We start from the raw sequence: 26594 nt of genomic DNA, 5'->3' as shown, positions 1-26594 counted from the left end.
CCATGCTACGAGAGCCGGTTCCGCCGCGGATCACCGCCGGATGCGGCGCGATGTCCCTTCCGCGCCCCTTCCGCGTCTCTTGCGCGTTCCGCCGCGGGTGCTCTCGAACCCCGGACGGCTCCTGGTCCGCCGATGCCGGGAGGGGGGGCAGGGGAGGGGGTTCCGCGGTCACCGGGGATCCACGCGGCGAGGGCGTCGAGGATCTCCTCCTTGTTCGCCACGTAGTAGTAGAGCGACATCGGCTTGACGCCGAGCTCCTGGGCGAGCGAGCGGATCGTCACCGAAGCGATCCCGGCCCGGTCGGCGACCGCGACCGCGCAGCACCTGCTCCCGGCTGAGCTGGACGCGCGCCCAGGAGAGGAGACGGGATGAGAGTGATCGTTCAGGACGTGTACGGTTCGGCGGACGTGCTCCGGCTGCGTGAGGTGGACCGGCCGCCGATCGGGGAGAACGAGGTGCTGGTCCGGGTGCGCGCCGCCGGGGTGGACCCGGGTGTGTGGATCTGCATGACCGGACGGCCGTACGCCGCGCGGATCGCGTTCGGTCTGGCGAGGCCGAAGGTCGCGGTGCGGGGCTGGGCGCTGGCCGGGGTGGTGGCGGAGGACTGTTGCAGGCAAGCGCTTGTTTGGTAGACAGGGGTCATGACCGGGAACCCGGCCGACGTCTTCGCCCCCGCGAAGCTCGGGCCGATCACCTTGCGCAACCGCCTGATCAAGGCCGCGACCTTCGAGGGCAGGACCCCCGAGGCGCTGGTCTCCGACGACCTGATCGAGTTCCACCGGCGGACGGCCGCCGGGGGAGTGGCGATGACCACGGTGGCCTACTGCGCGGTCGCCCCGGAGGGCCGTACCACGCGCAAGCAGATCTGGATGCGCCCCGAGGCCGTGGCGGGGCTGCGCCGCCTGGCGGAGGCCGTACACGCCGAGGGGGCGGCCGTCTCCGCGCAGATCGGGCACGCCGGGCCGGTGGCGAACCCGGCCTCCACCCGGCTCCCCGCGCTGGGGCCGTCCCGGCGGTTCAACCCGCTGGGCATGACCGCGACCCGCGCGGCGACCAGGGCCGACATCGACCGGATCGTCCGCGCCCACGCCGAGGCGGCGCTGCTGGCCGCGGAGTCGGGCTTCGACGCGGTGGAGGTCCATCTCGGTCACAACTACCTGGTCAGCGCCTTCCTCAGCCCCCGCCTCAACAGACGCGGCGACGAGTACGGCGGCGGCCTCGCGGGCCGCGCCCGGCTGGCGCGGGAGGTGACGCGCGCCGTGCGCGACGCCGTCGGCGACCGGATCGCGATCCTCGCCAAGCTCAACATGGACGACGGGGTCCGCGGCGGCCTCGTGCCCGAGGAGAGCCTGCAGGTCGCGGCCTGGCTGGAGGAGGACGGCAGCCTCGACGCCATCGAGCTGACCGCCGGCAGCTCGCTGCTCAACCCGATGTACCTGTTCCGGGGTGACGCCCCGCTGAAGGACTTCGCCGCGGTCTTCCCGCAGCCGCAGCGGCTGGGCGTGCGCCTGCTGGGCGGCAGGCTCCTGCGCGCCTACCCCTACCGGGACGCCTACCTCCTGGACGACGCCCGCGCCTTCCGCGCCGCGCTGCGGACGCCGCTGGTCCTGCTCGGCGGGATCACCGGCGCCGCGACCATGGACCTGGCCATGAGGGAGGGCTTCGCGTTCGCCGCGATGGGCCGGGCCCTGCTCATGGAGCCCGATCTGCCCGACCGCGTCCGCAAGGACAGGACCGTCGTATCCGCCTGTATCCATTGCAATCGGTGCATGCCGACCACCTACCGCAGAACCCGCTGCGTCCTGGTCGAATAGTCCCGGTCGAATAGCATGTGCCGGACACCACGCGACGGGGACGGGTTCTCGGATGTTCGACGACAAGACGCAGGAGACGCTGCGCCGCCTGCTGGACCTCGCCGAGCATCCCTCGACCCCCGAGGCCGAGCGGGCCCTGGCGCTGGCCCGGGTGCGGGCCCTCGTCATGATCCCCGAGGGCGACGCCCGCCGGGCCCCGGTGACCGCGGCGATGGAGGCGGGCATCCTCCAGAAGATCAGGCCGCTGACCCGCCGGGTGGACGAGGACCTGGTCGGCGAGGTCCACGGTGATCTGCACGCCTTCGGCACCCGCTACCGGGTGATCGGCGAGGTCGCCGACGAGATGGCCCACGCGCTCGACCAGTGGAGCGCCGTCGCCCCCGCCAGGCGCCACCGCCACGAGGAGACCGTCCGGGTCGCCGCCGCCAAGCTCGCCTACCTCCTCCAGCGCCGCGACCTGTTCCGCTCCTCCCGCTGGAACAGCCGCCCCCGGCCGCGTTAGGGCCGGTGCCGGGTCAGACGCCGCCGGTGACCGCGATGACCTGGCCGGTGATGCCGGTGTTGGCGGCCGAGCCCAGATAGACGACCGCGTTGGCGACCTCCGCGGCGTCCAGCAGCCGCCCGATCGGGGCCCGGGCGCTGTACCGGTGCCCCACGGCCGCGGCCATCTCGCCGTTCCGCGCGGTCCTGGTGAATCCCGGCATGACCACGTTGGACAGGATGTCGCCGTCGCGGCCGAGACTGAAGGCCGCCGAGCGGCTGAAGCCGTGCAGCGCGCCCTTGGCGGCCCCGTAGTACTCGCCGCCCGCCATGCCCTCGGTGACGATGCCGGAGGAGACGTGCACGAGCCTGCCGAAGCCGCGCTCGCGCATGACGGGGGCGGCCAGACGGCTGAGCCGCAGGGCGCCCTCGATGTTGTGCCGGATCGTCTCCAGCCACTCGTCGTCGGCCACGTCCTCGAACGAGGCGTCCGGCCGGGGCGCGCGACCGCCCCAGCGGACCGCGTTGTTGACCAGCACGTCGATCCTGCCGGTCCGCTCCAGCGCCCCGGTCACCAGGGCGGCGGCCGAGGCGGGGTCGCCCATCTCGTACGGCAGGGCCAGGCCGCCGACCTCCTCGGCCAGTTTCCCGGCCTCGCCGGGGGTGTCCCGGTGGGTGAGGACGACGTCGGCCCCCTCGGCGGCGTAGCCCCGGGCGATCTCCCGCCCGATGCCGCCGGTGGCGCCGGTCACGATCACCGTACGGCCCTTCAATCCCAGATCCATGTCAACCTCTTAAGTGATTAACTAAATGTTGTTAACTGGTTAACTAGTTGCCCGGATTATGCTCCGGAGCAGTGGGGGCCCTCACAGCAGACGGGAGATCGCTTCACGCTGCTCCGGGGTCAGGCCCGCGAGCCAGTCGGCCTCGGCGTTCCGCCAGACCTCGGTCACCGGCCCCTCCAGGGCCCGGCCCTCGTCGGTCAGCCAGATCCGCTGGACCCGGCCGTCCGCCTCGTCGCGGCGCCGTACCACCAGGCCCTGCCTCTCCAGGCCGCGCAGCACCTGGGTGACGTTGGCGGCCGACACCTTGGCGCACCCGGCCAATCGCCCCTGGCACAGCCCGTCCTCGCGCCAGAGCTGGGCCAGATAGATCTCCTGGCCCAGGTGCAGGCCCAGCCTCTCCAGCCCGGCCGCGATCCGGCGCTTGTGGGAGCCGAGGTGCACGACCATGGCGTACAGCGTGCTGTCCAGCAGCGAGTAACCGTTCTCCATTCCGAGATCAGTTAACCACTTAATGTTTTTCGGGGCAAGGCCTCATCCGGTGGACCGCTCGCCCGCGGCGGCCCGCCCGGCCCGCTCTGCCCGCTCGGCGTGTTCGGCGTGTTCGGCGATGAGGCGGGCGAGTGGACCGGGGTGGGTCTCCGGCATCCAGTGCGGGGCGTCGAACCTGCGGATCCCGGCGCCGGGGATCCGGCGCCGGGCGGCCTCGGCGAGGTCCGGTGTCACGTAGGCGTCCCGGATCGGTACGACGACCTGCACCGGCACCGTGGTGCGCCGCTCCAGCGGGTGGCGCGTCCGGGGGCGGATGTTCGCGCGGTAGAGCCCCAGGCCCGCCACCGCGTCGTGCCGGGAGGAGGGACGGTGCCCTGCGGCCAGGGCGAGCAGCCGCCCGCCGAGCCCGGAGCGCCAGAACAGCTCCGGCAGGAGCGGCAGCCGGAAGAAGCCGATGTACCAGGAGGCCAGCAGCTGCCGCACGGTCTGCGCCCGGCCCGCCTCCCGGAACCAGTGGCCCGCGTGGTCGAGGCAGGGTCCGCCGATCGAGGTGAAGGACACGAACCGCTCCGGCATCGTGCACACCGCCTCCCACCCCTGGATGGACCCCCAGTCGTGCCCGGCCAGGTGCACCGGCCGTCCGGGGCTCACCGCGTCGATCACGGCGCGCAGGTCGGCCAGCAGATGGGCGAAGGCGTACGGCTCCCGCCCGCGCGGCCGGTCCGAGGCCCCGGCGCCCCGGACGTCGTAGGTCACCACGTGGAACCGGCCGGACAGGTGCTCCGCGACCCGGTCCCAGATCCGGTGGTCGTCCGGGTAGCCGTGCACCAGGAGCACGACCGGCCGCGCCGGGCCGCCGCCCCGCTCGTAGACGGCCAGTTCGACGCCGTCCCCCTTGATCCTCCGCATGACCGCGTTCCCCGCCGTCCTCACTGGATCGCGGGACGCTGCGTCTCGGCGTCCGGCAGCTCGAACCGGTCGAGGGGTTCGGTGGCGGGTCCCTGCAGGACCTGCCCGTCCACGTCGAACCGCGAGCCGTGGCAGGGGCACTCCCAGGTGCGCTCGGCGTCGTTGAAGCCCACGATGCATCCCAGGTGGGTGCAGACGGCCGAGACGGCGTGGATGCGGCCGTCGTCGTCGCGGTAGACCGCGCACTGCTTGCCGCCCACCTTCAGGACCGCGCCCTGCCCGGCGGCGAGCCGGTCCACCGCGTCCGCCGGCTTCGAGCCCAGCCGGTCCCCGACGAAGTGGGCCGCGACCGACGCCTGCATCCGCAGCGCCGGGCCGGCCTCCCGGAGCGGGTGCAGCCGCCGCGGGTCGTACAGCCGCGCCCAGGGACTCTTCCGGTCGGTGATCAGGTCGGCGAGCAGCAGGCCCGCCATGACGCCGTTGCTCATGCCCCAGCCGGCGAAGCCGGTGGCCACATAGGTGTGGCGGGCGCCCACGTGCAGGGGTCCGGCGAACGGCAGTCCGTCGGTGGTGGTGTTGTCCTGGGCCGCCCAGCGATAGACGATCTCGGTCGCGCCGAACCGCTCGGCCGTCCACGCGGCCAGCCGGTCGAAGCGCTCGCCGACCCCGCCGGAACCCGGCTTGAAGTGCTCACCGGTGACGATCAGCAGGCGCCGCCCGTCCCCGTAGGGCGCGGTCCGGACCGAGCGGGTGTTCTGCTCGGGGGTGATGAACATGCCACCGGGATCGCTCCCGGCCGGGATGGGAGCGGCGACGACCAGTTCGCGCCGGGGCTCCATCCTGGCGAACAGCAGGGCCCGGTCGAACACGGGGTAGTGGGTGGCGACGACGACGTCCCGGGCGGTGACCGTCACCCCGGTGGAGGTGCGCAGACGGCACGGCGTGCCCTCGTCGAGCGCCACGATCCGGGTGTCCTCGAAGACGGCCGCGCCGCGGGAGACCACTGCCTCGGCGAGCCCGAGGAGGTATTTGCGGGGGTGGAACTGCGCCTGGTCCTCCACCCGCACCGCTCCGGCGATCGGGAACGGCAGCGCGGACTCGGTCGTGAACGCGGCCGGCAGCCCCGCCTCCGCGGCGGCCTCCGCCTCCGCGCGGATCTCCCCGACCTCGTCCGGCGACTCGGTGTAGGTGAACGCGGGGACCCGCTCCAGGTCACAGTCGATCCCGAGTTCGGCGGCGGTCCGCGCCAGGTGCTCGACCGCCTCCTGCTGGGACCGGGCGTAGAGGTGGGCGGCCTCCTTCCCGGCGGACTTCCTCAGCTTCGCGTAGATCAGGGTGTGCTGGGCGGAGAGCTTGGCCGTGGTGTGCCCGGTGACCCCCGCCGCCACGCGTCCCGCCTCCAGCACCACCACCGACCGGCCGGCCCTGGTGAGCTCCCAGGCCGCGCTCAGCCCGGCGATCCCCGCGCCCACCACGGCGACGTCGGCCTCGATGTCCTGGGTGAGCGCCGGATACGCCCGCCCTTCCGCTGATTCCATCCAGAAGGATCGCGTCGTCATGGGCTGTCCCTGCCCGGCCGCCGGGATATCTCACCTCGGCGGGTGAGGTGCTTGGGCCACGCCCGCTTTTCCACTGGCGGGACCGGGACAGGTGCGGTCCCGGTCATCGGGGACACTTCAGGATGTGATCAGTACTTCCGCCCGCCTGCTGCGATTGGTCTCTTTGTTGTCCACCCGGCCGGCGTGGACCTGCCGGGAGCTGGCCGAGCGGATGGCGGTCACCGACCGCACGGTCCGGCGGGACATCGCCCGGCTGCGGGAACTCGGCTACGGCGTCGAGTCCGACCCCGGACCGTGGGGCGGCTACCGCCTCGGCGGCGGCACCCGGGTGCCGCCGCTGATCCTCGATGACGAGGAGGCGCTCGCCGTGGCCGTCGCACTGCGCGAGGCCGCGCTCAGCGGCGTCCTCGGCGGCGACCAGGCCGCGCTGTCGGCGCTGTTGAAACTACGGGCGGTGCTGCCGCCTCGGACCGCAGGCCGGCTGGGCGAGATGGACGCCGTCTTCGTCCACACCCCCAGGCCCGGGGGCCGTCAGATCTCGCCCGGCACGCTACTGGAACTGGCCTCCGCCTGCCGCCGCGGTGAGCGCACCCGCCTGTCCTACCGAGACCACGCGGGGAAGGCCACCGTCCGGGACGTCGACCCCTATCGCCTGGTGTTCACGGGGCTCCGCTGGTACTTCGTCGCCCGGGACGTGGCCCGGGACCAGTGGCGGACGTTCCGGGCCGACCGGGTGGTACAGGTGGAGCCGACCGGACACGCGGTCGAAATCCCCGACCCGCCCGACCCGGCGCTCCTCGTCTCCCGGGGCATCGCGGGCGTCGTGTACCCGCTGTATGCGACGGTCCGGCTACCGCACCCCCTGGACCGGGCGCTACGGCTGATCCCGCCGACGATCGGCTCCCACCGCCCGGACGGCCCCGACGCCACCGTCGTCGAAATCGGCGGCAACGACGCCGACCAGCTCGCCGACTACCTTCTCGGTCTGGGCACCACACTGCGGGTCCTGTCACCGGACCCGGTGCGGGAGGCGCTGCTGCGCCGTACCCGGGACCTGTTCGAGGACAACAGGGGCGACCGGACCCGGTAGAAGGCGGCGCGCCGGACGAGGAGACCTCCGCCCGCGCCGGTTGTTTCGGAACCGGTACAGGTTAGGTGGGAAACAGACCGCAGAGGGTGCGAAGATGCACGTCTGAGCCGCTTTCGCCGACCGGTGCCGGGGAGGCGCGGCGCGCGCGGCGAGGACCTCGGCGAGGGCTTCCGGTTCGAGTGGAGGGGTGAGAGTGATCTCGGAGGGCGGCGCGACGGTGACCGCGGGGGACATCGCCAGGCTTGCGGGGGTCGGGCGGGCAGCGGTGAGCAACTGGCGCCGCCGGTTCGGTGACTTCCCCGCGCCCGTCGGCGGCACCGCCTCCAGCCCGTTGTTCTCGCTCGCGGAGGTCGAGACCTGGCTGCGCGCCCAGGGAAAGCTCCAGCGACTCCCCGAGGACGAGCTCCTCTGGCAGCGGGTCCGCAACTCGGCCGACGACCTGCGGCTGCTCTCCCTCGTCAGCCGGCTGGCCGCGGCCGTCGCGCACCGGAGGCTGGGAACGCTTCTGCGGGGGGAGGACTCCGAGATCGCCCAGGCCCTCCCCGAGCTGGTGGCGGCCGAGGGCGACGTGCCGCTGATCCGCGCCACCGCCGCGCTGGCCGAGGCCCGCGGGCGCGAGGAGACCGTGGAGTTCCTCTACACCCGCTACACCGAGGCGCACTCGCGCCGGATCCAGGAGATCTCTCCCGAGGTCGCCCAGCTCATGGCGGCGTTGATCCAGCCGTGGACGGGGGAGGTGTTCGACCCGTCGTGCGGCCACGGCGGGCTTCTGATCGCCGCCGGGAGCGAGCCCGGGAAGGTCAGGGCGGTGGGCCAGGAACGCGACGCGGCCACGGCCCGGCTCGCCGGCGCCCGGCTGGCGGTGCGCGGCATCGACTCCGACGTGCGCCGGGGGGACGCCCTGACCGGTGACGCGTTCCCCGGCCTCCAGGCCGACGCCGTACTGTGCAGCCCGCCGTTCAGCGAGCGCGGCTGGGGATACGAGGAACTGGCCGGTGACCCGCGCTGGCGGTACGGCCTGCCGCCGCGCGGCGAGTCCGAGCTGGCCTGGGTCCAGCACTGCCTGGCCCACGCCCGCCCGGGCGGGCAGGTGGTGGTCCTCATGCCGCCGGCCGCCGCCGGCCGCAGGTCCGGACGGCGCATCCGCTCCCAGCTCATCCGGGCGGGCGCGCTGCGCGCCGTGGTGGCCCTGCCCTCCGGCGCGGCGCCCCAGTCGGCGATGCCGCCCCACCTGTGGCTGCTGCGGCGGCCGGCCGCCGAGGACCAGGTCCCCTCGCACGTGCTGATGATCGACGCCACCGTGTCACCGGAGGCCGTGGTCCCGACCTGGCACTCCTTCGTGACGGACCCGCGACGTGAGACGGTGCCGGGCGGTCGTGCCGTCCCGGTCGTCGATCTGCTCGACGACGAGGTGGATCTCACCCCGGGGCGTTACCTGGTCAGGCCGGTGACCAGCCCCGGCGGGATGGCCGGGGCCCGGGAGGAGCTGCTGAGCGCGACCGCCGAGCTGACCGGCCTGCTGCCCACGGGAAGCGAGTCGCCGCGCGATCCCTTCTCCATGATCTCTCTGGGCGAGCTGGCGCGGGCGGGGAGTCTGCAGATCGTCCCGGGTCCGCTGCGGACGGAGCCCGGCCCCGGGGAGCTGGCGGTGCTGACCGCCCAGGACGTGGTGCTGGGGCGGGCCGCGACCGGCCGGGGGACCGGCGGGCCCGGCCTGGTCGTCGCGCAACCGGGCGACGTCGTCACCTCCCTCTCCACCCGGACGCCGGCCGCGAGAGTGATCGAGGAGAAGACCGCGCTCGGCCCCCAGCTGGTCCTCATCCGGCTCGACCCGGAGCTCTTCGACCCCCACTTCGTCGCCGGGTTCCTCAGGGCCTCGGCCCGGCAGCCGGCCGGCTCGGCGCCGGGGGCCGCCCGCGTGGACGTGCGCCGTACGCAGCTGCCCCGGTTGCCGCTCGCCGAGCAGCGGCGGTACGGGCGGGCCTTCCAGAGGTTGGAACGTTTCGAGGAGGCGCTGCGCCGGGCGGGCGCGGCGGGGGAACTGCTGAGCCGTCTCGCGCTCGACGGCCTCGCCAGCGGGAAACTCCAGCCGGATCCGGAGGCAGGGCCAGGCCCGTCACGGGATGTCCTCTGACCGCTACTGACTGCCTCTGTAAAACGGATGTGATTTATGGCACTTTATGGGCACCTACTAGAACGAAGTTTTAGAGCTTCCTTCTGGTGTGGGCCCGCACGTCGCGTGCCTTCCGGCACCCCAGCGCAGGAGAGTGCATTGGCCGAGGTCGTCACCGGGGAACACGGAGTCCGGGGAACGCCGCGCCGGGGGCTGGGAGCGCCTCCGCGGCGGGGGATCAGCGTGAAGGATCACGCCCCCTACGGGTGGGCGCCCCTGGCGGTGCTGTTCCTGGTCGGGCTGGTCGACCGGATCGAGCACAACCTGCTGTCCGGCCTGCTGCCGTACATCCAGGCGGAGTGGGGGATCAGCGACACGGTCGCCGGGTCCATCCCCGCCGCCTCCGCGCTGGCCGCGGCGGTCGTCACCCTGCCCGCCGGGTACCTGGCCGACCGGTACAGCCGCACCCGGATCATCGCCGTCGTCGTCTTCTGCTGGGGACTGGCCACCCTGGGGTCGGGACTGGCCACCGGGTTCGCCGTGTTCTACGCGATGCGGGTCTTCCTGGCGGCGGCCGAGAGCATCGACAACCCCGCCTCCGGCAGCCTGATCGCCGACTACTACCCCCCGGTCACGCGGGCCAAGGCGTACGGGCTGGTCCGCCTCACCACCTACCTCGGCGGGTTCGGCACCGCGCTCGGCGGCGTGCTGGGCAAGGCCTTCGGAGACTGGCGCACCGCCTTCATGATCATGGCCATCCCCGGGGTGCTGACCGCCCTGCTCGTCTGGTGGCTGCGGGAGCCCTCCCGCGGGTTCCTGGACCGGGTGGTCGCCCGCGGATCCGAGGAGCCGGTTCCCGTCCCCGGGCCGTCCGCGCCGCGCTCCGCCGAGGTCGCCGGCGTCGCCGAGCGGCTGTCCGACCGCCTCCGGTTCGGCAGCCAGTTCCGCGAGGTCCTGCGGATTCCCACCCTCACCGTGGTCAGCGTCGGGCTGATGCTGCTCACCCTCGGTCTCGCCGGGATCCATTTCTGGCTGCCCACCCTGATGGTCCGGAAGTTCGGCGTCGACACCGCCGCCGCCGGCTCCCTGGCCGGCCTGATCACCGTGGCCGGAGTGGTGGGCGGTACCCTGGTCGGCGCGTGGCTGGGCCGGCGCGTGCACGGCACGCGCAAGGGCGGCCGGCTGCTCGTCGGCGGCGTCGGCATCACCCTGGGTTCGCTGGTCCAGGGCCTGGCCATCGCCATGGACTCGCTGACCGTGTTCGTCGTGCTGCTGCTGCTGTCGGCGTTCCTGTCCGCGACGGCCATCCCCAACATGACCGCCTCCCTCGCCGACGTGGTCGCCGCCGCCTCGCGCGGGCTCGGCTTCGCCGTCCTGCAGCTGCTCCTGGCGGCCGGTTCGGCGTTCGGGCCGCTGGCCGTGGGCATCGCCTCCGACCGGAGCGGTTCCCTGGTCACCGCCATGTACGTGCTGATCGTGCCCATGGTGCTCGGCGGCCTGCTCAGCCTCTCCGCCCGCGGCTTCTTCGAGCGCGACGCCGCGCGGGTGCTGGAGTCCGCCCGCGCGGAGCCCGGCGCCTGACGGCGACGGGCCTCACTCCGATCGTTCGAGGATGACGAGGGGGATGTCCCGGGCTGTCATGGCCTGGTAGCGGGCGTACGTCGGGAAGAGCTTCACCATGATCGGCCACAGTGCGGCCTTCTCCTCGGCGGTGGCCGTACGGGCTCGCGCCGCGAACCGCTCCGGGCCGACCTGGACGTGGACGTCCGGGTCGGCGGTCAGGTTGAGATACCAGGCCGGGTGCCCGGCGGACCCTCCGTTGGAGGCCGCCAGCAGATGGCGGTCGCCGTCCTCGCCGTAGATCAGCGCGGTACGGCGCAGCTTCCCGGACCTCCGCCCCCGCGTGGTCAGCAGCAGGGTCGGGATGCCGTGGTAGAGGTGCCCCCTGGCGCCGTCCGAGGCGACGTAGTCGCGGACGTGCTTGGCCACCCAGCCCGTCGGGCTGTCCAGCACCTCTTCGTCGTCCCGCCGTTCCATCGGCCCTCCCCATCCGGTCGATCTCTCACCCTAGGCGGAGCGGAGGTCAGACGGTGTCCGGAAATATCAGGAAAACCTCAATTCGGTGGAGCGCGGGGAGGGGAGTCCTCCCGGTGCGGCCCGGCGCTCACTATGATCAACTTTCGTGACCGATCAGCCACGCCCTCCGGCCGGGATCGACGTCTCGATCCCCAGCACCGCCCGGATCTACGACTACATGCTCGGCGGCAAGGACAACTTCGCCGCCGACCGCGAGGCCGCCGAGCTGGTGCGCGCCGCGCTCCCCGAGGCGCCGGTGATGGCCAGGGAGAACCGCGCCTTCCTCGGGCGGGCCGTCCGCTTCCTGGCCGAGGCCGGGATCCGTCAGTTCCTCGACCTGGGCGCGGGCCTGCCCACCCAGGAGAACGTCCACCAGGTCGCCCAGCGCGTCGACCCCAAGGCCCGGGTCGTCTACGTGGACCACGACCCGATCGTCCTCATCCACGGCCGCGCGCTGCTGGCGACGGACGGCACCACGGCCATCGTCCAGGGCGACATGCGCGAGCCGCAGGCCATCCTGGAGGACCCGAGGCTGCTGGAGCTCATCGACTTCGGCGAGCCGGTCGCCGTCCTGTTCGTATCGGTCCTGCACTTCATCACCGACGCCGAGGACCCGCACGGCATCGTCGCGAGCTTCCGCGACCGGATGGCCCCGGGCAGCTATCTGGTGATCTCGCACGGCAGCGGTGGCGTCAGGCCCGAGGACGAGGAGAAGGCGCAGGCGGTCTACGACCGGGCGACCTCCCAGGCGGCGAACCGCTCTCCCGAGGAGATCCGCCGGCTGTTCGACGGGTTCGACCTGGTCGAGCCCGGCCTGGTTCCCGTCGCGTCATGGCGGCCGGACCGGGAGCCCGAGGACCGGTGGGACGGCCCCCGTCTCGACATCCTGGCCGGGGTCGGCCGCAAGTCCTGAGACCCCGCGCTCCGGCCCGCCCCGTACGGCTCCGCGAAGGGCGCGCCTCGCGCGGCCGTACGGACGCCCCTAAAATGATCACCATGCTGATCGAGGAACGCCCCCTGGCCGACGAGGCACTCTCCGCCCTGGTGGACGCCGCCTTCGCGGAGCTGGTCGCCAAGTACGGCGCCGAGGGGCGCTCCGGGGTGGACCCCGGGGCGCGCTTCCTCGTCGCGGTGGTCGACGGCAGGGCCGTGGGGTGCGGAGCCGTGCAGCCGGTGGACCCCGCGACCGGCGAGGTCAAGCGGATGTACGTCGTGCCGGAGCACCGCGGCCGGGGCGTCGCCCGTTCCCTGCTGAGCGCACTGGAGGACCTGGCGAGGGCGCAGGGCAACACGGCGCTCCGGCTGACCACCGGCTACCTGCAGCCGGAGGCGGTCAACCTGTACCGCAGCTCCGGCTACGAGCCGATCCCGCACTACGGCAAGTATGTTCACACGCCCGAGCGGTTCTTCTGCTTCGGCAAGGCCCTGTGACGCGTCCCGGCGTCCTCAGCCCTTGAGGCCCGAGCGGGAGATGCCCTCGATCACCCAGCGCTGGGCGACGAGGTAGAGCGCGATCACCGGCAAGCTGGCGATCACCGCTCCGGCCATCAGCAGGTCGTAGCGGATGTTGTTGGCGCCCTGGAAGTTGCCCAGACCCGCCGGCAGGGTCAGGGACTCGGGACTGAGCAGGACGTAGATCGGCCACAGGAAGTCGTTCCAGTTGGTGAGGAACGACAGCAGGAACAGCGTCACCAGCGCGGGGCGGGCCAGCGGCAGCACCACGGAGGTGAAGATCTGCCAGCGGTTGCAGCCGTCCAGCTCGGCGGCCTCCTCCAGTTCGCCGGGCAGGGTGAGGAAGAACTGCCGCAGGAAGAACACCCCGAACGCGCCCGCCGCCGCCGGGACGATCACCGCCGGGAGGCTGTCGACCCACGCGAGCTCGTTGACGATGAGGAAGTTGGGGATCAGCAGCACCACCGGCGGCACGAACAGCGTCGCCACGACCACGGTGAAGATCGTGTTGCGGCCCCGGAAGCGGAGCCGGGCCAGCGCGTAGGCGGCCGGGGCCGCGGTGACCAGCACCAGCGCGGCGTGGCCGGTGGCGGCGGCGAGGCTGTTGACGAACCAGGTGAGGATCGGGCTGTCCGCGCTGTTGAGGATCTCCCGGTAGGCGTCGGCGGTGAGCGGGTCCGGGATCCACTGGGGATCGGTGGACCCGGCGCCCTCGCGGGTCTTGAACGAGGTGGAGACCATGTAGACCAGCGGGCTCAGGTACAGCGCGGCCACCACCGCCAGGACCAGGTGGAGCAGCGCGCGGCGCAGGCCGCGGGTGTCACGGGTCATCGCCGGCTCCTGTCTCTGAAGGCCCCGAAGACCAGGGCGCTGGCCGCCATCAGGAAGGCCGCGAGGATGAAGCTCATGGCCGAGGCGGTGCCCATGTCGAACTGGCGCAGGCCGGTCTCGGCGATGAGGTAGATCGCGGTCTTGGTCCGGTCCGCCGGGGCGCCCGCCGTGATCAGGTAGGACTGGCCGAACATGTTGGCCGAGGCCAGGATCGTGGCGTTGACCACGAACACGGTGACCGGCCGCAGGCCCGGCAGGGTCACCGCGAGGAACCGGCGCCAGGCCGAGGCCCCGTCGACCATCGCCGCCTCGTGCAGCTCACGCGGGATGTCCTGGAGTCCGGCCAGGAAGATCACCGCGTTCAGTCCCAGCGTCCACCACACGGTCACCCCGACCAGGGCGACCCAGACGGGCGGCTCGTCGGTGGTCCACTGCACGTCGAGGCCGAGATAGTGGTTGACCAGGCCGATGTTGCCGTCGAGCAGGAAGCGCCAGAGGAATCCGACCACCGCCACGCCCAGCACGTACGGCGCGAAGTAGACGGCCCGGTAGAGGTTGCGCCCCCGGAAACGGCCGTTCATCAGCAGCGCCACCAGCAGGGGCAGCACGATCAGCAGCGGCACCGAGAACAGGGTGAAGATCGCGGTGGCGCGCATCGCCGTCCAGAACCGCCCGCCGTCCACGCCGGCCGGGTCGAACAGGTCGGCGTAGTTGTCCAGCCCGACGAACGGCTTGGCCGGGAGGTTGATGTCCCACTCGTGCAGGCTGGTCCAGAACCCGAAGCCGATCGGCAGGACCATGAAGACGGCGAACAGCGTGAGGTAGGGCGCGAGGAAGGCGTACGGCGTCCACCACCGCATCCTCCGCGCGGTCCCCGCCGGGGCGGCGGGCTCCGCCGCCCCGGACGGGCTCTTCTGCCGGGTCAGAAGGCTCATCGGGGCCTCCCGGGGCTCGGCCGCACGGTGATCACTGGCCGTACTTCCGCTTGTTGTCGGCCAGGAGCTTGTCGGCGGTGGCCACGCCCTCCTTCAGGGCGTCGGCGGGGCTCGCGTCCTTGAGCACGGCCTTGGCCACCGCGAGCTCCAGGGCCTTGAACTGGACGTCGCCGACGCCCGGCAGCGCGGGCAGGAAGTGGAAGATGCTCACGTCCTCGGCCATGCGCACCTGGGGCAGGTCGGCGACGCTGGGGTCCTGGCGGGCGGAGTTGCGGGCCGGGATCATCCCGGCCTTGGCCCACTCGACGGACTGGCGGCTCATGTAGTCGATGAAGAACTTCGCGGCCTGCACCTTGTTCGGGTCCTTGCCCGCCTGGGAGGTGAGCACGAAGTTGTGGGAGGCGCTCCACACCGCCGGGGTGCCGCCGATGTTGGGCACCGGGGACAGGCCCCACTCCAGGGACTTCGCGTTGGTCTTCAGGTCGTTGATCTGCCAGATGCCGTCCCAGGTGAAGCTGACCTTGTCGTTTTTGAAGGCGGCGTACTGGGTGTCGATGGCGACCTTGGCCGGGCTGTAGCCCTTGTCGATCTGCTCCACCATCCAGGCCAGCGCCTGCTCGCCCTGCTCGGCGCCCCACAGCGCCTTGGCTCCGTCCTCGCTGTAGAGCTGCCCGCCGTGCTGCCAGAGCAGGCTCATGAACATCAGGTGCGCCGGCCACTTGTTCGGCATCCAGAACGGGTTGGCGATCCCGGCGTCCTTGAGGTCGGCCAGGGCCTTCTCGTAGGACTCCTTGTCAGCGGGGGCCTCCGACAGGCCGATCTTCTCCAGGTGCTTCTTGTTCCAGTAGTCGGCCAGGCTGTGCACGTCGAGGGGGACGCTGTAGCGCTTGCCGTCGTAGACGCCGGCGTTCCACACGGCGGGGATGAAGTCGGCCTCGGTCAGCTCCAGCGCGCCGACCACGTCGTCCAGCGGGACGAGCGTCCGGCGGGCGGCGAAGGTGCCGATCCAGTCGTTGTGGATGATCGCCACGTCGGGGCCCTTGCCTGCGGTGATGGCGGTGGGCATCGCGGGGTAGAGGTCCTCCCAGCGCCGGGTGACGTTGCGGACCTCGATCCGGCCGGAGAACTCCTTGTTGAAGGAGTCCAGCATGGTCCGCATGTGCGGGCCGTCGCCGCCGGTGAAGCCGTTCCAGTAGTCGAGGGTCACCTTGGGACCGGTGTACTCGCCGCCGGAGAACGTCGGCGCGGCCGAGGCGGGGGCCGTGGAGCCCGATCCGATCTTCGTGCCGCCGCCGCAGGCGGCCAGGGCGGCGGTGAGGCCGGCGGCGCCGGACAGCGTGAGGAAGGAGCGGCGGGAGAGAGGGCTGGTCATGTCTTACTCCTGGGGGGCAAAGCGGACAATACTCCACGAAACTGGGGGAAGGGTAAGAGTGGCCCGGCGGCCGTCCAGGCGGAGGCCGGTGCCGGGGCGGGGGACGACCCGGTCGGGATCGGCGGCGGTGTTGGTGGCCGACGGGTCCTCGTCGGCGAGCTCCAGGTGCTCCACGGGGGCCAGGCCCGCCGGCAGGGTGACGTCGAGGGCGCAGGGGTTGCGCCGGTCGCGGTTGACCACGAACAGCGTGATCTCCCCGGTGGCCTCCCGGTGGGTGGCGGTGGCCCAGATCGCGGGGGTCTCGCCGTACCTGGCGGTGGAGACGGTCGGGCACTCCGGCTCCACCCGCAGCACCTCGCCGCGGGCGTGCCGGGCGGTCAGCGCGAACGGGTGGAAGACGGTCTGCCGCCAGGCCGGGCCGCCCGGCTCGGTCCTGATCGGCGCGATCACGTTGGCCAGCTGGGCCTGGCAGGCGACGCCCACCCGGTCGGCGTTGCGCAGCAGCGTGATGAGCAGGCTGCCGACCACGACCGCGTCGGTGACGTCGTAGTCGTCCTCGATCAGCCGGGGGTGCTCGGCCCACTCCAGCGACGACTCGCCGTGGAAGCGGCTCTGGTACCAGACGTTCCACTCGTCGAAGGAGAGCTTGATCTGCCTGCGGCTGCGCAGCTTCGCGCCCACGTGGTCGGCGGTGGCGGCGATCGAGCGGATCATGTGGTCCATGTCGGCGCCGCTGGCCAGGAAGGAGTCGGCGTCGCCGTCGGACGGGTCGTAGTAGGCGTGCAGCGAGATGTAGTCGACCATCTCGTAGGTGGCCTCCAGGACCTCGGCCTCCCACGACCCGAAGGTCGGCATGCCGCTGTTGGAGCTGCCGCAGGCCACCAGGGACAGGTCCCGGTCGAAGCGCTTGAGCGCGCGGGCCGTCTCCGCGGCGAGCCGGCCGTACTCCCGGGCGGTCTTGTGGCCCATCTGCCAGGGGCCGTCCAGTTCGTTGCCCAGGCACCACAGCCGCACGTCGTGCGGCTTGTCCACGCCGTGCGACCGGCGCAGGTCCGACAGGCGGGTGCCGCCGGGGTAGTTGGCGTACTCCACCAGTTCCAGGGCCTCGGCCACGCCCCGGGTGCCCAGGTTGAGCGCCATCATCGGCTCCACGCCCGCCTTCGCCGCCCACGCCATGAACTCGTTGAGCCCGAAGGCGTTGCCCTCCAGGCTCCGCCAGGCCAGGTCCAGCCGGGCGGGGCGGTCCTCGACGGGGCCGACGCCGTCCTCCCAGCGGTAGTTGGAGACGAAGTTGCCGCCGGGGTAGCGGACCAGGGTCACGCCGAGCTCCCGGGTCAGCTCCAGCACGTCGGTGCGGAAGCCGTCGGCGTCGGCCAGCGGGTGCCCGGGTTCGAAGACGCCGGTGTAGACGCAGCGGCCCATGTGCTCGACGAACGAGCCGAACAGCCGGGGCTCCACCGGGGCGATCCGGAAGGAGGGGTCAAGGGTGAGACGAGCGCTGGTCGCCAAGACACGACCTCTCTGTTAACGCGGCATTACGGGTAGGCAGTTTCTACAACGTTGTTCCAACGTTGTAAACGGGCTGCGCGCAGGTCGATACCGGGGCGTTACGATCGACCCCGTCGAATCGTGTACGGCTCGCGGCAGCCGTACGGCCAAGGAGGTGAGAGCGGGTGGGAACGAGCCTGCGTGATGTCGCGGTCCTGGCGGGGGTGTCGGTGAAGACCGTCTCCAACGTCGTCAACGGGTACGCGCACGTCTCACCCGCGACCCGGGCCAAGGTGGAGGAGGCGCTGGCCCGGCTCGACTACCGGCCCAACCTGTCGGCCCGCAACCTGCGGCAGGGGCGCACCGGGGTGATCGCCCTGGCCCTGCCCGAGCTCGACGCCCCCTACTTCGCCGAGCTGTCCCGGTTCGTCATCGACGCCGCGGCCGAGCAGCGGTGGCTGGTGGTCATCGAGCAGACCGACGGGCGCCTGGAGCGCGAACGGCAGATCCTCGACGGGGTGCGCGACCACCGGGTGGACGGGCTCATCTTCAGCCCCATCGCGATCGGCGCCGACGAGCTCGCCGCCCGCACCGACGACACCGCCCTGGTACTGCTGGGCGAGCGCATCCATGACGGCCCGGCCGACCACGTGGCCATCGACAACGTACGGGCGGCCCGGGACATCACCGAGCACCTGATCGGCCTGGGCCGCACCCGCATCGCCGCGCTCGGTGCGCAGGACAGCTCCATCAGCGGTACCGCGCCGCTCCGGCTGGCCGGCTACCGGCAGGCGATGGCCGCGCACGGGCTGCCGGAGATCGTGGCCACGGTCGAGCGCTACCACCGGGCCGACGGGTTCGCGGCGATGACCGCGCTGCTCACCGGGGGCACCGGAGACGCGGGGGGCACCGAGGACGCGGGGGGCATCGAGGACGCGGGGGGCATCGGGGACGCGGGGGGCGTGGGAGGCACGGGCGGCGCGGGGGAGCGGCCCGACGCGGTGTTCTGCTTCAACGACCTGCTGGCCCTGGGGGCGATGCGGGCCATCCTCTCCTCCGGGCTCCGGGTGCCCGAGGACATCGCGCTGGCCGGGCTCGACGACATCGAGGACGGCCGCTACAGCACGCCGACCCTGACCACCGTGGCCCCGGACAAGAGCCAGCTGGCGCACATCGCGGTGGACCTGCTCAAGCAGCGGATCGACGGCCGCGCCCACGCCCCGAGGGAACTGCGGGCCGGCTACCGGCTCATGGTCCGCGAGAGCACCGTGCCGCCACCGGCCGCCTCGGGTCGCTGAACGGGACACCACCGCCCTGACGGGCGTGCCGGTGGCCCGTATCAAGACCATTCTCACCCGAGGGCGCGCGGACCGCGTTCGGGGAAGGGCCAGGGGTTGGGGCGGCAGCCGTGCAGGGACTTGGTCTGCTGGAGCATGACGGGGGCGCGCCTGCCCCGGCCGGGGCAGGAGACGTGGCCGTGGCCCAGGCCGTGGCCGACCTCGTGGCTGATGACGTACTCCCGGTAGGAGGCGACGTCGCCGCGGTAGCCCGGCGCGCCCTCGTTCCAGCGCATCGCGTTGATGACCGCCCGCCCGCCGTTCCAGCAGGACAGCAGGCCGAGGGTGCGCAGCGGCAGGCAGCGGCGGTCCGTCATCGCCGGGCTGGACAGCGACACGCGGATGTCCACCGGCCCTCGCGAGACCCGGTGGAAGCGGAACCCCCAGCCGCGGGGGTCGTTGAGGATGCGGTGCACCTGCAGGGCGAACTCCTCCCGGTCGAACGGGAGGCCGCGCTCGACCTCGACGATGTAGCGCACGACCTTCCCCTTGCCCCGGGGCGGCCGGGCCTGACCGGGGACGACCCGGTAGCGGCCGCTCCCGGAGCGGGGCACCCGGACCTTCTCCGGCTGCCACCGCCCGTTGGTGAACAGGCGTGCCTGCCGAGTCCCGGCCTCCGGGCCGGGCGGCGGGGTGGGGGCGGTCGTCGGCTGGGGCGCGGCCGTCATCCGGGGGGTGACCGCCGGTTGGGAGGTGATCGTCGCCTGAGGGGTGATCGCGATCTGGGGCGCGCTGGTCACGTGGGGCGTGGTCGTCGGCTGGGACGTCGCCGTGGTCACCGCCGGCTGGGACATCGTCGGGATCACCGCCGGGGTCACCGCCGGGGTCACCGCCGGGGTCACCGCCGGGGTCACCGCCGGGGTGAGCGTGGGCGGGGTCGTGGGCTGGGCCAGCACGGTGGGGGCCGGCGGGGGCGGGGTGGTGACCGGGCCGTTCACGGCGGTGCTGCCGCTGATGAGGAGCGTGGCCGTACCACCGAAGCCGAGCAGCCACAGATAGGGCTTGCGCAGACGATTATCTATGTTCCCGGTCATAGCGTCCCAACCCTATTGCCCCACCTTCAACAGGAGGAACTCCGGACGGTTCCATCCGGATGACAGCGGGCTGCAAGGCCTCCGACAGCCGGACCGCCGATGGTGGCGGAATCCATCGAATCCACCCGTCTCCGGAGGTTCTCATGATCACTGTCGCCGCGCCGCCGCCCGTGGTCGCGACCGCGGGGACGCGGGCCGTCGGCATCGGCCGTTACGTGGTCGCCGCGGGCCGGGGAGACACCGCCGAGGCGGCGTTCTCCGTGGTGGACGACCACCGGGGACGCGGCGTCGGCCGGATGCTCCTGGACGCGCTGTCGGCCCGCGCCGCCGAGGGCGGCCACGACGCGGTCTTCGCCTTCGAGTGCCTGCACGACATGTCCCGGCCGGTGGAGACCCTGGCCGCGATCCGGCGGGCGATCAAGCCCGGCGGATCGGTCGTCGTCATGGACGAGGCCGCCGCGGAGTCCCTCACCGCCCCGGCCGACGACACCGAGCGGCTGCTGTACGGCTTCAGCCTGCTCGTCTGCCTGCCGGACGGGATGGCCCATCAGCCCTCGGCGGCCACCGGCACCGTGATGCGCCCGGACACGCTGCGCCGCTACGCCGCCGAGGCGGGCTTCCGGGACGTCGAGGTCCTGCCGATCGAGGACTTCGGCTTCTGGCGGTTCTACCGGCTGCTGATCTGAGCGGTTGACCTGAACCAAACTTGAGCTTTTAGGGTCCTCCTGGAACCGCCGGACCGGCCGGCGGTGTCCTCTCCAGGAGGTCCGACATGACCGAGCAGACTGCCCCGACCGAGATCCCCGAGCGTTACCACTACGCCGTGGTCCCGCACATCATGGTCGACGACGCCGCCGCGGCGATCGATTTCTACCGGCGGGCGTTCGGTGCCCGGGAGGATTTCCGGGTCGACGCTCCGGGCGGCGGGGTCCTGCACGCCGAGATCAGCATCGGCCGGTCGGTCCTGATGCTGGGCGACGCCAGCGTGGACGAGGCGGAGGCCGCGGCCTTCGCCGCGCCGGCCTCACTCGGCGGCGGCACATCCGTCACGCTGCACGTCTTCGTCCCGGACGTCGACAGCCTGGCGGAGCGCGCCGAGGCCGCCGGAGCCGAGATCCTCCAGCCGCCGAAGGACATGTTCCACGGCGACCGCACGGTCATCCTCAAGGACCCCTCGGGCCACATCTGGGTGTTCCTGACCCACATCGAAGACGTTCCGGAGGACGAGCTCCGGCGCCGCCTGGCCGCCACCGGGTGACCGTCCGCGGCTCTCCACCGGCTTCTGCTGGATCCGGAGGGCACGGCAGCGGCTCAAGAGACGGCCGGGGCTCTCTTGCGGCGGGAGCGGGCCAGCGCCAGGCCGCCGAGGGCCATGGCGATCAGCCCCACCGCCAGGGCCAGATAGCCCCCGACTATTCCGTAGCCGGTGCCGGGGCCGCCCTCGGCGGCGGCCACGACGAGCCCGCCGACGACCGCGCCGATCAGCCCCGCCGCCAGGGCCGCGACGGATCCCCTCCTCCCGGCGCCGGTCCCGATACGGCCGGTGGCGCGGGCCAGCGCCAGCCCGCCGACGACGACGCCGGCCAGCCCCAGCGCCGCGGCCACCAGGGACCACAGCCGCCCGGAGGTCAGGGCGTAGGCGCCGACGGGGTCCGGCTGGGCCAGGACGCGCGCGACCGCCGGCGCGGCGGGCCCGAGCCCTCCGGACAGGGCGGCCGGGGCGGTGGCGGCGAGCAGATGACGGACGGACATGAGGCGCTCCTTCTCCTGCGACTTCTCCTACGGCTGATGTCGCCCGATCCTGCCCGCCGGAACCGCCGCCGGTCGTCCCGCGGACGCAGACGATTCACGCTGCCGCCGGTGCCGCAGCCGGCTGCCGCGGACGCCGTAGGAGCCGTGGAGGTACCGCGTGCGCGGTAGGCGGCCGGTCATCCGTGCGCAGGAGCCGCCCGCGCGGACATCCGGCTAGGGTTCGCGCATGGGAGCAGGACGGTTCGGTGTTCCGGCCGGTGCCGGCGACTGGATGATCGCCGTCGGCGTGGCGGCGGCGTCGCTGGTCACCGGGCTGTCCGGGCGGGACTCCGCCACGGAGCCCGGCCTGCCCGGCTACGCGCTGCTCGTGGCCGGCGGCCTGGCGCTGGCCGCGCGCCGCCGGGCTCCGGTGCCCGTCCTGGCCGTCACCGGACTGTGCGCGGTGGGGTACCAGGCGGCCGGTTCCGACGTGCCCGCCGTGGCGTACCTGTTCGCGGTGTACGCCGCCGTACGGGCGGGACACCGCGCCGTCGCGGTGGCGGCGAGCGTGACCATGCTGGCCGCCCTTCCCCTCGCGGCCCTGGCGTCGGGCCTGCACGACACGGGTGAGGCGTTCGCGCAGGCGCGAGGCGCTCTCGAACTGGCCTGGCTGATCGCGGCCGGGGCCGCGGGGGAGGCGCTGCGGCAGGCCGAGCGGCGGGCGGAGGAAGCCGAGCGCTCCCGGGAGGAGGCCGCGCGGCACCGCGCCGACGAGGAGCGGCTGCACATCGCGCGAGAGCTGCACGACTCGCTCACCCACCAGATCTCGATCATCAAGGTGCAGGCCGAAGTCGCCGTCCACGTGGCCCGCAGGCGTGGTGAGCACGTGCCGGAGGCCCTGCTGGCGATCCAGGAGGCCGGCCGTGAGGCGACCCGGGAACTGCACGCGACCCTGCAGGCGCTGCGCGATGACGGCACGGCCCCGCCGCGTGGGCTCGACCACCTCCCGGAGCTGGTGGAACGGGCCCGTGCCATCGGCCTGGAGGCGACGCTGACGATCGAGGGGCGACGACACGACGTTCCGGCCGCGGTGGGCCGGACCGTCTACCGGATCGTCCAGGAGTCGCTGACCAACGCCGCCCGGCACGCCTCCGCCGCGACCGCGTCGGTCCGGATCGGCTACCGGCCCGGCACCCTCGACGTACGCATCGACGACGACGGCGGGGCCGCCACGGGCACCGCCCCGGTGCCCGGCGCCGGGCTGCTGGGGATGCGCGAACGGGTCGCCGCCCTGGGCGGCCGGCTGCGGGCCGGGCCGCGCGGCGGGGGAGGCTTCACCGTCCACGCCGAACTGCCGGTGGAGCAGACGCCGTGATCCGTGTCCTGCTGGTCGACGACCAGCCGCTCATCCGCAGTGGATTCCGCGCGCTCCTCGACCTCGAAGACGACATCGAGGTGGTGGCCGAGGGCGGTGACGGGGAGGAGGGGGTCGCCCTCGCCAGGGAACACCTGCCCGACGTCGCGCTCATCGACATCCAGATGCCGGTCGCCGACGGCATCGAGGCGACCCGGCGCATCGCCGCGGACCCGGCCCTGGCCGGAGTGCACGTCGTCATCCTGACCAACTACGGCTTCGACGAATACGTCTTCAGCGCGCTGCGCGCCGGCGCGGCCGGGTTCCTCGTCAAGGACATCGTGCCGGAGGACTTCCTGCACGCCGTACGCGTCGCCGCGCGCGGTGACGCGCTGCTCGCCCCGTCCATCACCCGAAAACTGATCAGCCGGTACGTCGCCCAGCCGCTCCCCGCCGGCGCCGGAACCGGACTGGAGGAGCTGACCGGGCGGGAACGCGAGGCCGTCGCCCTGGTCGCGCGGGGCCTGTCCAACGACCAGATCGCCGACCACATGGTGATCAGCCCGATGACCGCGAAAACCCACGTCAACCGGGCCATGGCCAAGCTCCGCGCCCGGGACCGCGCCCAGCTGGTGGTCCTCGCCTACGAGTCCGGCCTGGTGACCCCGCGCGGTTCCGGTCAGGTGGAGTAGACCGCGATGAGCCCGGCGGCCATGCCCGCTGCTGAGACGGCGGTCGCCACCCCGCCCGCGATCGCCGCCGTGCGCAGGTGGCGGCGGGTGGCGCGGGAGGCCGAGTAGAGGATGACGTACGGCAGGAAGCCGAGCCCTCCGACGCACAGGAAGGGCAGGATCAGTGAGCCGAGCACGCCGCGCAGTCCCGCCTGCGCCGCCCGGTCGCCCTCGGGAGTGAGCTGAGCCGGTATCTCGTCGCCCGCCTCCAGGTGGGGCGGGGCGGAGACCCTGAGCGCCGGGCCGCCGTCGTCGGGCACGAACGTGCCCTCGCAGTCGTCGTCGCTCCGGCTGATGTGCACGCACACCTCCACGGTGAGCGTCCCGGGTGTGCCGACGCCGCCCGCCGCCAGCCGGATGCCCGGCACGGACAGGGGGATCGGCACCAGGAACGCGCCCGCCCACAGCAGAATCAGCACGATCATCCCGATCGGCCCGGGGGCCCGCTTCGTGGAGACGGCGGCCGCGGCCGGACGGTCGCCGGTCTGTCCGGTGCGCGCCTCGCCGACGCCGGTGCCCGTGTTTTCGCCGGCGCCTCCGGCGTGACCCCGGCTCGTGCCGTACCGGCGGAGCCTGTTCGTGCCTCCACGGCGGTTCTTCCTCATGGCTCCACGATGCCGGAGCCCACTTGTACACGCCTTGCACCGGCTCGCTGGGCGTTCTCGTCCGGGGCACCCGGGCCGGTTCCTTGACATGATCGAACCCGGCACGATATAAAACCATCTGGTTATAAATCCGAAAGGTAATGAACATGGCTGCCGATGTTCTGGACGCGACGTTCGCCGCACTGGCCGACCCGACCCGGCGGGCGATCCTGGCCCGGCTGAGGGAGGGCGAGGCCACGGTGACCGAACTGGCCGCGCCGTTCGCGATGACCCAGCCGGGCATCTCCAAGCACCTGCGGGTGCTGGAACGGGCCGGACTGGTCTCCCGCGGGCGCGACGCGCAGCGCAGGCCCTGCCGGCTGGAGGCCGCCCCGCTCAAGGACGCCGTGGACTGGCTGGCGAACTACCGCTCCTACTGGGAGGAGAGCTACCAGAAGCTGGACGCTCTGCTCGGCGAACTCAATCAGAACGGGCCGGACGCCACCGAGCGGGACATCCCGTGACGTCGCGGGAGCAGGGCGAAGGCCTGACGGTACGGGCGCTGTCCGGCACCGGTCTCCTGCTCACCAGGACCTTCGCCGCACCCCGCCGGCTCGTCTTCGACGCCTTCACCCGTCCCGAACTGCTGCGGCGCTGGCACGGCGCGCGCGGCTGGCATCTCGTCGTCTGCGAGGTCGACCTGCGTGCGGGCGGCGCCTGGCGCTTCGTGTCGCGCGGGCCGGACGGCGCCGAGATGGGCCTCGGCGGGACCTACCACGAGGTCGACGCGCCCGGCCGGCTGGTCCACAGCGAGATCCACGACGGCTGGGAGGAGGGCGAGGCTCTCGTCACGACCGTCTTCGGCGAGCGGGACGGCCGGACCGAGATGACCACCACGGTGCGCTACCCCTCGCGGGAGATCCGCGACGGCGTGCTCCGTACCCCCATGGAACGCGGCGCGGGCGAGGCGTACGACCGTCTCGCCGAGATGCTCGACGAGATGACCCTGAAAGGCGAGTTGCGATGACCGACACCCAGTCCACTCCGGCCCGGCCCGCGCAGACCGAGATCCCGGCCGACGTCGCCGACGTCCCGGTGGACCAGAGCGCGCCGCCCGTCCGTCCCGGCGCGTTCCTGCTCGAACTCGTCCCGGTGCCCGTCACCGACATCGAGCGGGCCAAGGCCTTCTACGCCGACCGCCTCGGCTTCCACGTGGACGTCGACGTGCGGCCCGCCGACGGGGTCCGCATCGTCCAGCTCACCCCGCCGGGCTCGGCCTGCTCGATCGTTTTGACCGAGGGCGTCGAGTCCCTCGACATGCCGGCCGGCACGTTGCGCGGCCTGCACCTGGTGGTGAGCGACATCGACAAGGCCCGCGCGGAACTCATCGAGCGCGGCGCGGACGTGGAGCCGGTCGAGGACCTGGGCGGTGTCTACTACGCCCGTTTCGCCGACCCGGACGGCAACACCTGGACCCTCCAGCACATGCCCTGGCGTGTCTGAACGTCAGCCGACGTCGCGCACCTGGTCGGTCACAGCCCTCAGGAGCGCCCTCAGCGCGGGGGCCGTCGGGCCGTCCCGGGTGACCGCGACGAGGCGGCGCCGGATCTCGGCCTCGGCGACGTCACGGATCGCCAGGGACGCGTCCGCCGCCGGCAACGTCAGGACCGGCAGCAGTCCGACGGCCCCCGTGGCGCGCACGAGTTCGAGCTGGATGTCCGCGTCGTTGGAGCGGTGCCGCACATCGGGTTCGTAGCCTCCCAGGGACCGGCAGGTCCCCACGACCATGGCGTGGTGGCCGGTGCCCGCGGCGGAGGCGACCCAGGCCTCCTCGCGCAGCGCGGCCAGGGCGACGGGCCCTTCCCGGCGGGCCAGTGGATGCGTCGGCGAGAGCACCAGCTTGAGCGGTTCCTCGTGCAACGGCATGAAGCGCAGCCCCGCCGGCCGGGGGCGCGGGTGACCGTCGTACTCGTCGCTGATGACCAGGTCGACCGCTCCCAGCCGCAGTCCCGGAAGCGCCTGCTCAAGCTCCAGTTCGGAGACCTCCACGCGCACCAGCGGGTGCGCGGGCATCATGCGGGCCACGGCGGGGATCAGCAGGCGGCGCGCTCCCGACTGCAGGCCGCCAGCGCGTACGGTGCCGCGGACCTCGCCGCCCAGGGCCGCCAGGTCCGCCGTCGCGGCCTCGGCCGCCGCCAGCAGGACTCCTGCGTGCTGGGCCAGCAGGAGTCCGGCGTCGGTCAGCCGCACACCGCGGCCGGCCTTCTCCAGCAGCCGTGCGCCGGTCTCCTTCTCCAGGACGCTCAACTGCTGCGAGACCGCGGACGGGCTGTACCCCAGAGCCGCCGCGACCGCGGCCAGCGTCCCGCGCTCCGCGAGTTCCCGCAGGAGGCGGAGCCGGTGGAGATCGAACGTAACCATGCATAAATG

Annotated in this window: 30 protein-coding genes; 16 read left to right on the top strand and 14 right to left on the bottom strand. The window is 72.8% G+C overall.

Annotation, left to right across the window (positions count from 1 at the left end):
- Positions 1-5 precede the first annotated feature (5 nt).
- A complete protein-coding gene (locus IEZ08_RS30890) occupies positions 6-386 on the bottom strand; it encodes a TetR family transcriptional regulator (RefSeq protein ID WP_268249383.1) in 381 nt (126 codons plus the stop codon).
- On the opposite strand from IEZ08_RS30890, the gene IEZ08_RS30885 reads away from it, so the two are divergent.
- Genes IEZ08_RS30885 through IEZ08_RS30875 form a run of 3 tightly spaced genes read left to right on the top strand, consistent with a single transcriptional unit; the run spans position 369 to position 2316 of the window.
- Positions 369-632, top strand: coding sequence for an MDR/zinc-dependent alcohol dehydrogenase-like family protein (locus IEZ08_RS30885; RefSeq protein ID WP_189243513.1), 264 nt, complete (start codon positions 369-371; stop codon positions 630-632). The genes IEZ08_RS30890 and IEZ08_RS30885 overlap by 18 nt on opposite strands.
- Before the next feature lie 9 nt (positions 633-641).
- Positions 642-1814, top strand: a complete 1173-nt coding sequence (locus IEZ08_RS30880) for an NADH:flavin oxidoreductase (protein ID WP_189243512.1) — start codon at positions 642-644, stop codon at positions 1812-1814.
- A gap of 52 nt (positions 1815-1866) precedes the next feature.
- Entirely contained in the window at positions 1867-2316 is a 450-nt protein-coding gene (locus tag IEZ08_RS30875; RefSeq protein WP_068923919.1) for a hypothetical protein, read from the top strand.
- A gap of 13 nt (positions 2317-2329) precedes the next feature.
- Here IEZ08_RS30875 and IEZ08_RS30870 read toward each other — a convergent pair whose 3' ends face one another.
- From IEZ08_RS30870 to IEZ08_RS30855, 4 genes are all read right to left on the bottom strand, one after another.
- Positions 2330-3079 (bottom strand): SDR family NAD(P)-dependent oxidoreductase, encoded by a 750-nt coding sequence (locus IEZ08_RS30870; protein ID WP_068923918.1) that lies wholly within the window; start codon positions 3077-3079, stop codon positions 2330-2332.
- An 81-nt stretch (positions 3080-3160) separates the two neighbouring features.
- Complete coding sequence (locus tag IEZ08_RS30865; RefSeq protein WP_068923917.1) at positions 3161-3568, bottom strand: MarR family winged helix-turn-helix transcriptional regulator; 408 nt, start codon at positions 3566-3568, stop codon at positions 3161-3163.
- A 42-nt stretch (positions 3569-3610) separates the two neighbouring features.
- Entirely contained in the window at positions 3611-4477 is an 867-nt protein-coding gene (locus tag IEZ08_RS30860) for an alpha/beta fold hydrolase (RefSeq protein ID WP_189243511.1), read from the bottom strand.
- Between the two features lie 20 nt (positions 4478-4497).
- On the bottom strand, positions 4498-6036 hold the full coding sequence (locus tag IEZ08_RS30855; RefSeq protein ID WP_189243510.1) for an FAD-dependent oxidoreductase: 1539 nt from the start codon (positions 6034-6036) through the stop codon (positions 4498-4500).
- A gap of 124 nt (positions 6037-6160) precedes the next feature.
- Between IEZ08_RS30855 and IEZ08_RS30850 the strand changes: the two genes are divergently transcribed.
- From IEZ08_RS30850 to IEZ08_RS30840, 3 genes are all read left to right on the top strand, one after another.
- Entirely contained in the window at positions 6161-7126 is a 966-nt protein-coding gene (locus IEZ08_RS30850; protein WP_068923914.1) for a helix-turn-helix transcriptional regulator, read from the top strand.
- A 187-nt stretch (positions 7127-7313) separates the two neighbouring features.
- A complete protein-coding gene (locus IEZ08_RS30845) occupies positions 7314-9260 on the top strand; it encodes an N-6 DNA methylase (protein WP_229803700.1) in 1947 nt (648 codons plus the stop codon).
- A 222-nt stretch (positions 9261-9482) separates the two neighbouring features.
- The gene (locus IEZ08_RS30840) at positions 9483-10820 is read left to right on the top strand and encodes an MFS transporter (protein ID WP_229803699.1); all 1338 of its coding nucleotides are present in this window, start codon (positions 9483-9485) and stop codon (positions 10818-10820) included.
- A 12-nt stretch (positions 10821-10832) separates the two neighbouring features.
- Here IEZ08_RS30840 and IEZ08_RS30835 read toward each other — a convergent pair whose 3' ends face one another.
- Positions 10833-11276 (bottom strand): nitroreductase family deazaflavin-dependent oxidoreductase, encoded by a 444-nt coding sequence (locus IEZ08_RS30835; protein WP_068923912.1) that lies wholly within the window; start codon positions 11274-11276, stop codon positions 10833-10835.
- A gap of 145 nt (positions 11277-11421) precedes the next feature.
- Between IEZ08_RS30835 and IEZ08_RS30830 the strand changes: the two genes are divergently transcribed.
- Complete coding sequence (locus IEZ08_RS30830) at positions 11422-12228, top strand: SAM-dependent methyltransferase (protein ID WP_189243508.1); 807 nt, start codon at positions 11422-11424, stop codon at positions 12226-12228.
- An 83-nt stretch (positions 12229-12311) separates the two neighbouring features.
- Positions 12312-12746, top strand: coding sequence for a GNAT family N-acetyltransferase (locus IEZ08_RS30825; protein ID WP_068928863.1), 435 nt, complete (start codon positions 12312-12314; stop codon positions 12744-12746).
- A gap of 15 nt (positions 12747-12761) precedes the next feature.
- On the opposite strand, the gene IEZ08_RS30820 is transcribed toward IEZ08_RS30825, so the two are convergent.
- From IEZ08_RS30820 to arfA, 4 genes are read right to left on the bottom strand one after another with little or no spacing between them, the layout of a single operon-like run.
- Positions 12762-13598 carry a carbohydrate ABC transporter permease gene (locus IEZ08_RS30820; RefSeq protein ID WP_068923910.1) on the bottom strand — a complete coding sequence of 279 codons (837 nt, stop codon included), beginning with the start codon at positions 13596-13598 and terminating at the stop codon, positions 12762-12764.
- A complete protein-coding gene (locus IEZ08_RS30815) occupies positions 13595-14533 on the bottom strand; it encodes a carbohydrate ABC transporter permease (RefSeq protein ID WP_068923909.1) in 939 nt (312 codons plus the stop codon). Before IEZ08_RS30815 ends, IEZ08_RS30820 begins: the two co-directional genes overlap by 4 nt.
- 31 nt (positions 14534-14564) lie before the next feature.
- A complete protein-coding gene (locus tag IEZ08_RS30810; RefSeq protein ID WP_068923908.1) occupies positions 14565-15905 on the bottom strand; it encodes an ABC transporter substrate-binding protein in 1341 nt (446 codons plus the stop codon).
- Positions 15906-15908: 3 nt separating this feature from the next.
- Positions 15909-17414, bottom strand: a complete 1506-nt coding sequence (arfA, locus tag IEZ08_RS30805) for an arabinosylfuranosidase ArfA (protein ID WP_189243507.1) — start codon at positions 17412-17414, stop codon at positions 15909-15911.
- A 164-nt stretch (positions 17415-17578) separates the two neighbouring features.
- On the opposite strand from arfA, the gene IEZ08_RS30800 reads away from it, so the two are divergent.
- The gene (locus tag IEZ08_RS30800) at positions 17579-18691 is read left to right on the top strand and encodes a LacI family DNA-binding transcriptional regulator (protein ID WP_189243506.1); all 1113 of its coding nucleotides are present in this window, start codon (positions 17579-17581) and stop codon (positions 18689-18691) included.
- A 53-nt stretch (positions 18692-18744) separates the two neighbouring features.
- Here IEZ08_RS30800 and IEZ08_RS39935 read toward each other — a convergent pair whose 3' ends face one another.
- Positions 18745-19764 (bottom strand): DUF3152 domain-containing protein, encoded by a 1020-nt coding sequence (locus tag IEZ08_RS39935; protein WP_229803697.1) that lies wholly within the window; start codon positions 19762-19764, stop codon positions 18745-18747.
- Between the two features lie 143 nt (positions 19765-19907).
- On the opposite strand from IEZ08_RS39935, the gene IEZ08_RS30790 reads away from it, so the two are divergent.
- Complete coding sequence (locus IEZ08_RS30790; protein ID WP_068923904.1) at positions 19908-20450, top strand: bifunctional GNAT family N-acetyltransferase/class I SAM-dependent methyltransferase; 543 nt, start codon at positions 19908-19910, stop codon at positions 20448-20450.
- A gap of 86 nt (positions 20451-20536) precedes the next feature.
- Positions 20537-21022 carry a VOC family protein gene (locus IEZ08_RS30785; protein WP_068923903.1) on the top strand — a complete coding sequence of 162 codons (486 nt, stop codon included), beginning with the start codon at positions 20537-20539 and terminating at the stop codon, positions 21020-21022.
- A 53-nt stretch (positions 21023-21075) separates the two neighbouring features.
- Here the strand turns inward: IEZ08_RS30785 and IEZ08_RS30780 are convergent, their stop codons facing one another.
- Complete coding sequence (locus tag IEZ08_RS30780) at positions 21076-21516, bottom strand: DUF6223 family protein (RefSeq protein WP_068923902.1); 441 nt, start codon at positions 21514-21516, stop codon at positions 21076-21078.
- Between the two features lie 226 nt (positions 21517-21742).
- On the opposite strand from IEZ08_RS30780, the gene IEZ08_RS30775 reads away from it, so the two are divergent.
- Together IEZ08_RS30775 and IEZ08_RS30770 are read left to right on the top strand one after the other, a co-directional pair.
- Positions 21743-22870 carry a sensor histidine kinase gene (locus IEZ08_RS30775; protein ID WP_068923901.1) on the top strand — a complete coding sequence of 376 codons (1128 nt, stop codon included), beginning with the start codon at positions 21743-21745 and terminating at the stop codon, positions 22868-22870.
- The gene (locus tag IEZ08_RS30770) at positions 22867-23541 is read left to right on the top strand and encodes a response regulator (RefSeq protein WP_189243505.1); all 675 of its coding nucleotides are present in this window, start codon (positions 22867-22869) and stop codon (positions 23539-23541) included. Before IEZ08_RS30775 ends, IEZ08_RS30770 begins: the two co-directional genes overlap by 4 nt.
- Here the strand turns inward: IEZ08_RS30770 and IEZ08_RS30765 are convergent.
- On the bottom strand, positions 23529-24185 hold the full coding sequence (locus tag IEZ08_RS30765; RefSeq protein WP_229803695.1) for a hypothetical protein: 657 nt from the start codon (positions 24183-24185) through the stop codon (positions 23529-23531). The two genes, IEZ08_RS30770 and IEZ08_RS30765, sit on opposite strands and share 13 nt — an antisense overlap.
- Before the next feature lie 146 nt (positions 24186-24331).
- Between IEZ08_RS30765 and IEZ08_RS30760 the strand changes: the two genes are divergently transcribed.
- From IEZ08_RS30760 to IEZ08_RS30750, 3 genes are read left to right on the top strand one after another with little or no spacing between them, the layout of a single operon-like run.
- Complete coding sequence (locus IEZ08_RS30760; protein ID WP_068923899.1) at positions 24332-24688, top strand: ArsR/SmtB family transcription factor; 357 nt, start codon at positions 24332-24334, stop codon at positions 24686-24688.
- The gene (locus IEZ08_RS30755; protein ID WP_229803693.1) at positions 24685-25191 is read left to right on the top strand and encodes an SRPBCC family protein; all 507 of its coding nucleotides are present in this window, start codon (positions 24685-24687) and stop codon (positions 25189-25191) included. The genes IEZ08_RS30760 and IEZ08_RS30755 overlap by 4 nt, the downstream gene beginning before the upstream one ends.
- Positions 25188-25667, top strand: coding sequence for a VOC family protein (locus IEZ08_RS30750; RefSeq protein WP_084780179.1), 480 nt, complete (start codon positions 25188-25190; stop codon positions 25665-25667). Before IEZ08_RS30755 ends, IEZ08_RS30750 begins: the two co-directional genes overlap by 4 nt.
- Before the next feature lie 3 nt (positions 25668-25670).
- Here the strand turns inward: IEZ08_RS30750 and IEZ08_RS30745 are convergent, their stop codons facing one another.
- A complete protein-coding gene (locus tag IEZ08_RS30745) occupies positions 25671-26585 on the bottom strand; it encodes a LysR family transcriptional regulator (protein ID WP_068923898.1) in 915 nt (304 codons plus the stop codon).
- Positions 26586-26594: the final 9 nt, after the last annotated feature.

It is taken from the genome of Planobispora rosea (assembly GCF_014648175.1).
Classification (GTDB): domain Bacteria; phylum Actinomycetota; class Actinomycetes; order Streptosporangiales; family Streptosporangiaceae; genus Planobispora; species Planobispora rosea.
The sequence above is the reverse complement of the archived record's forward strand: the minus strand, read 5'-3'. Positions and strand labels throughout refer to the sequence as shown.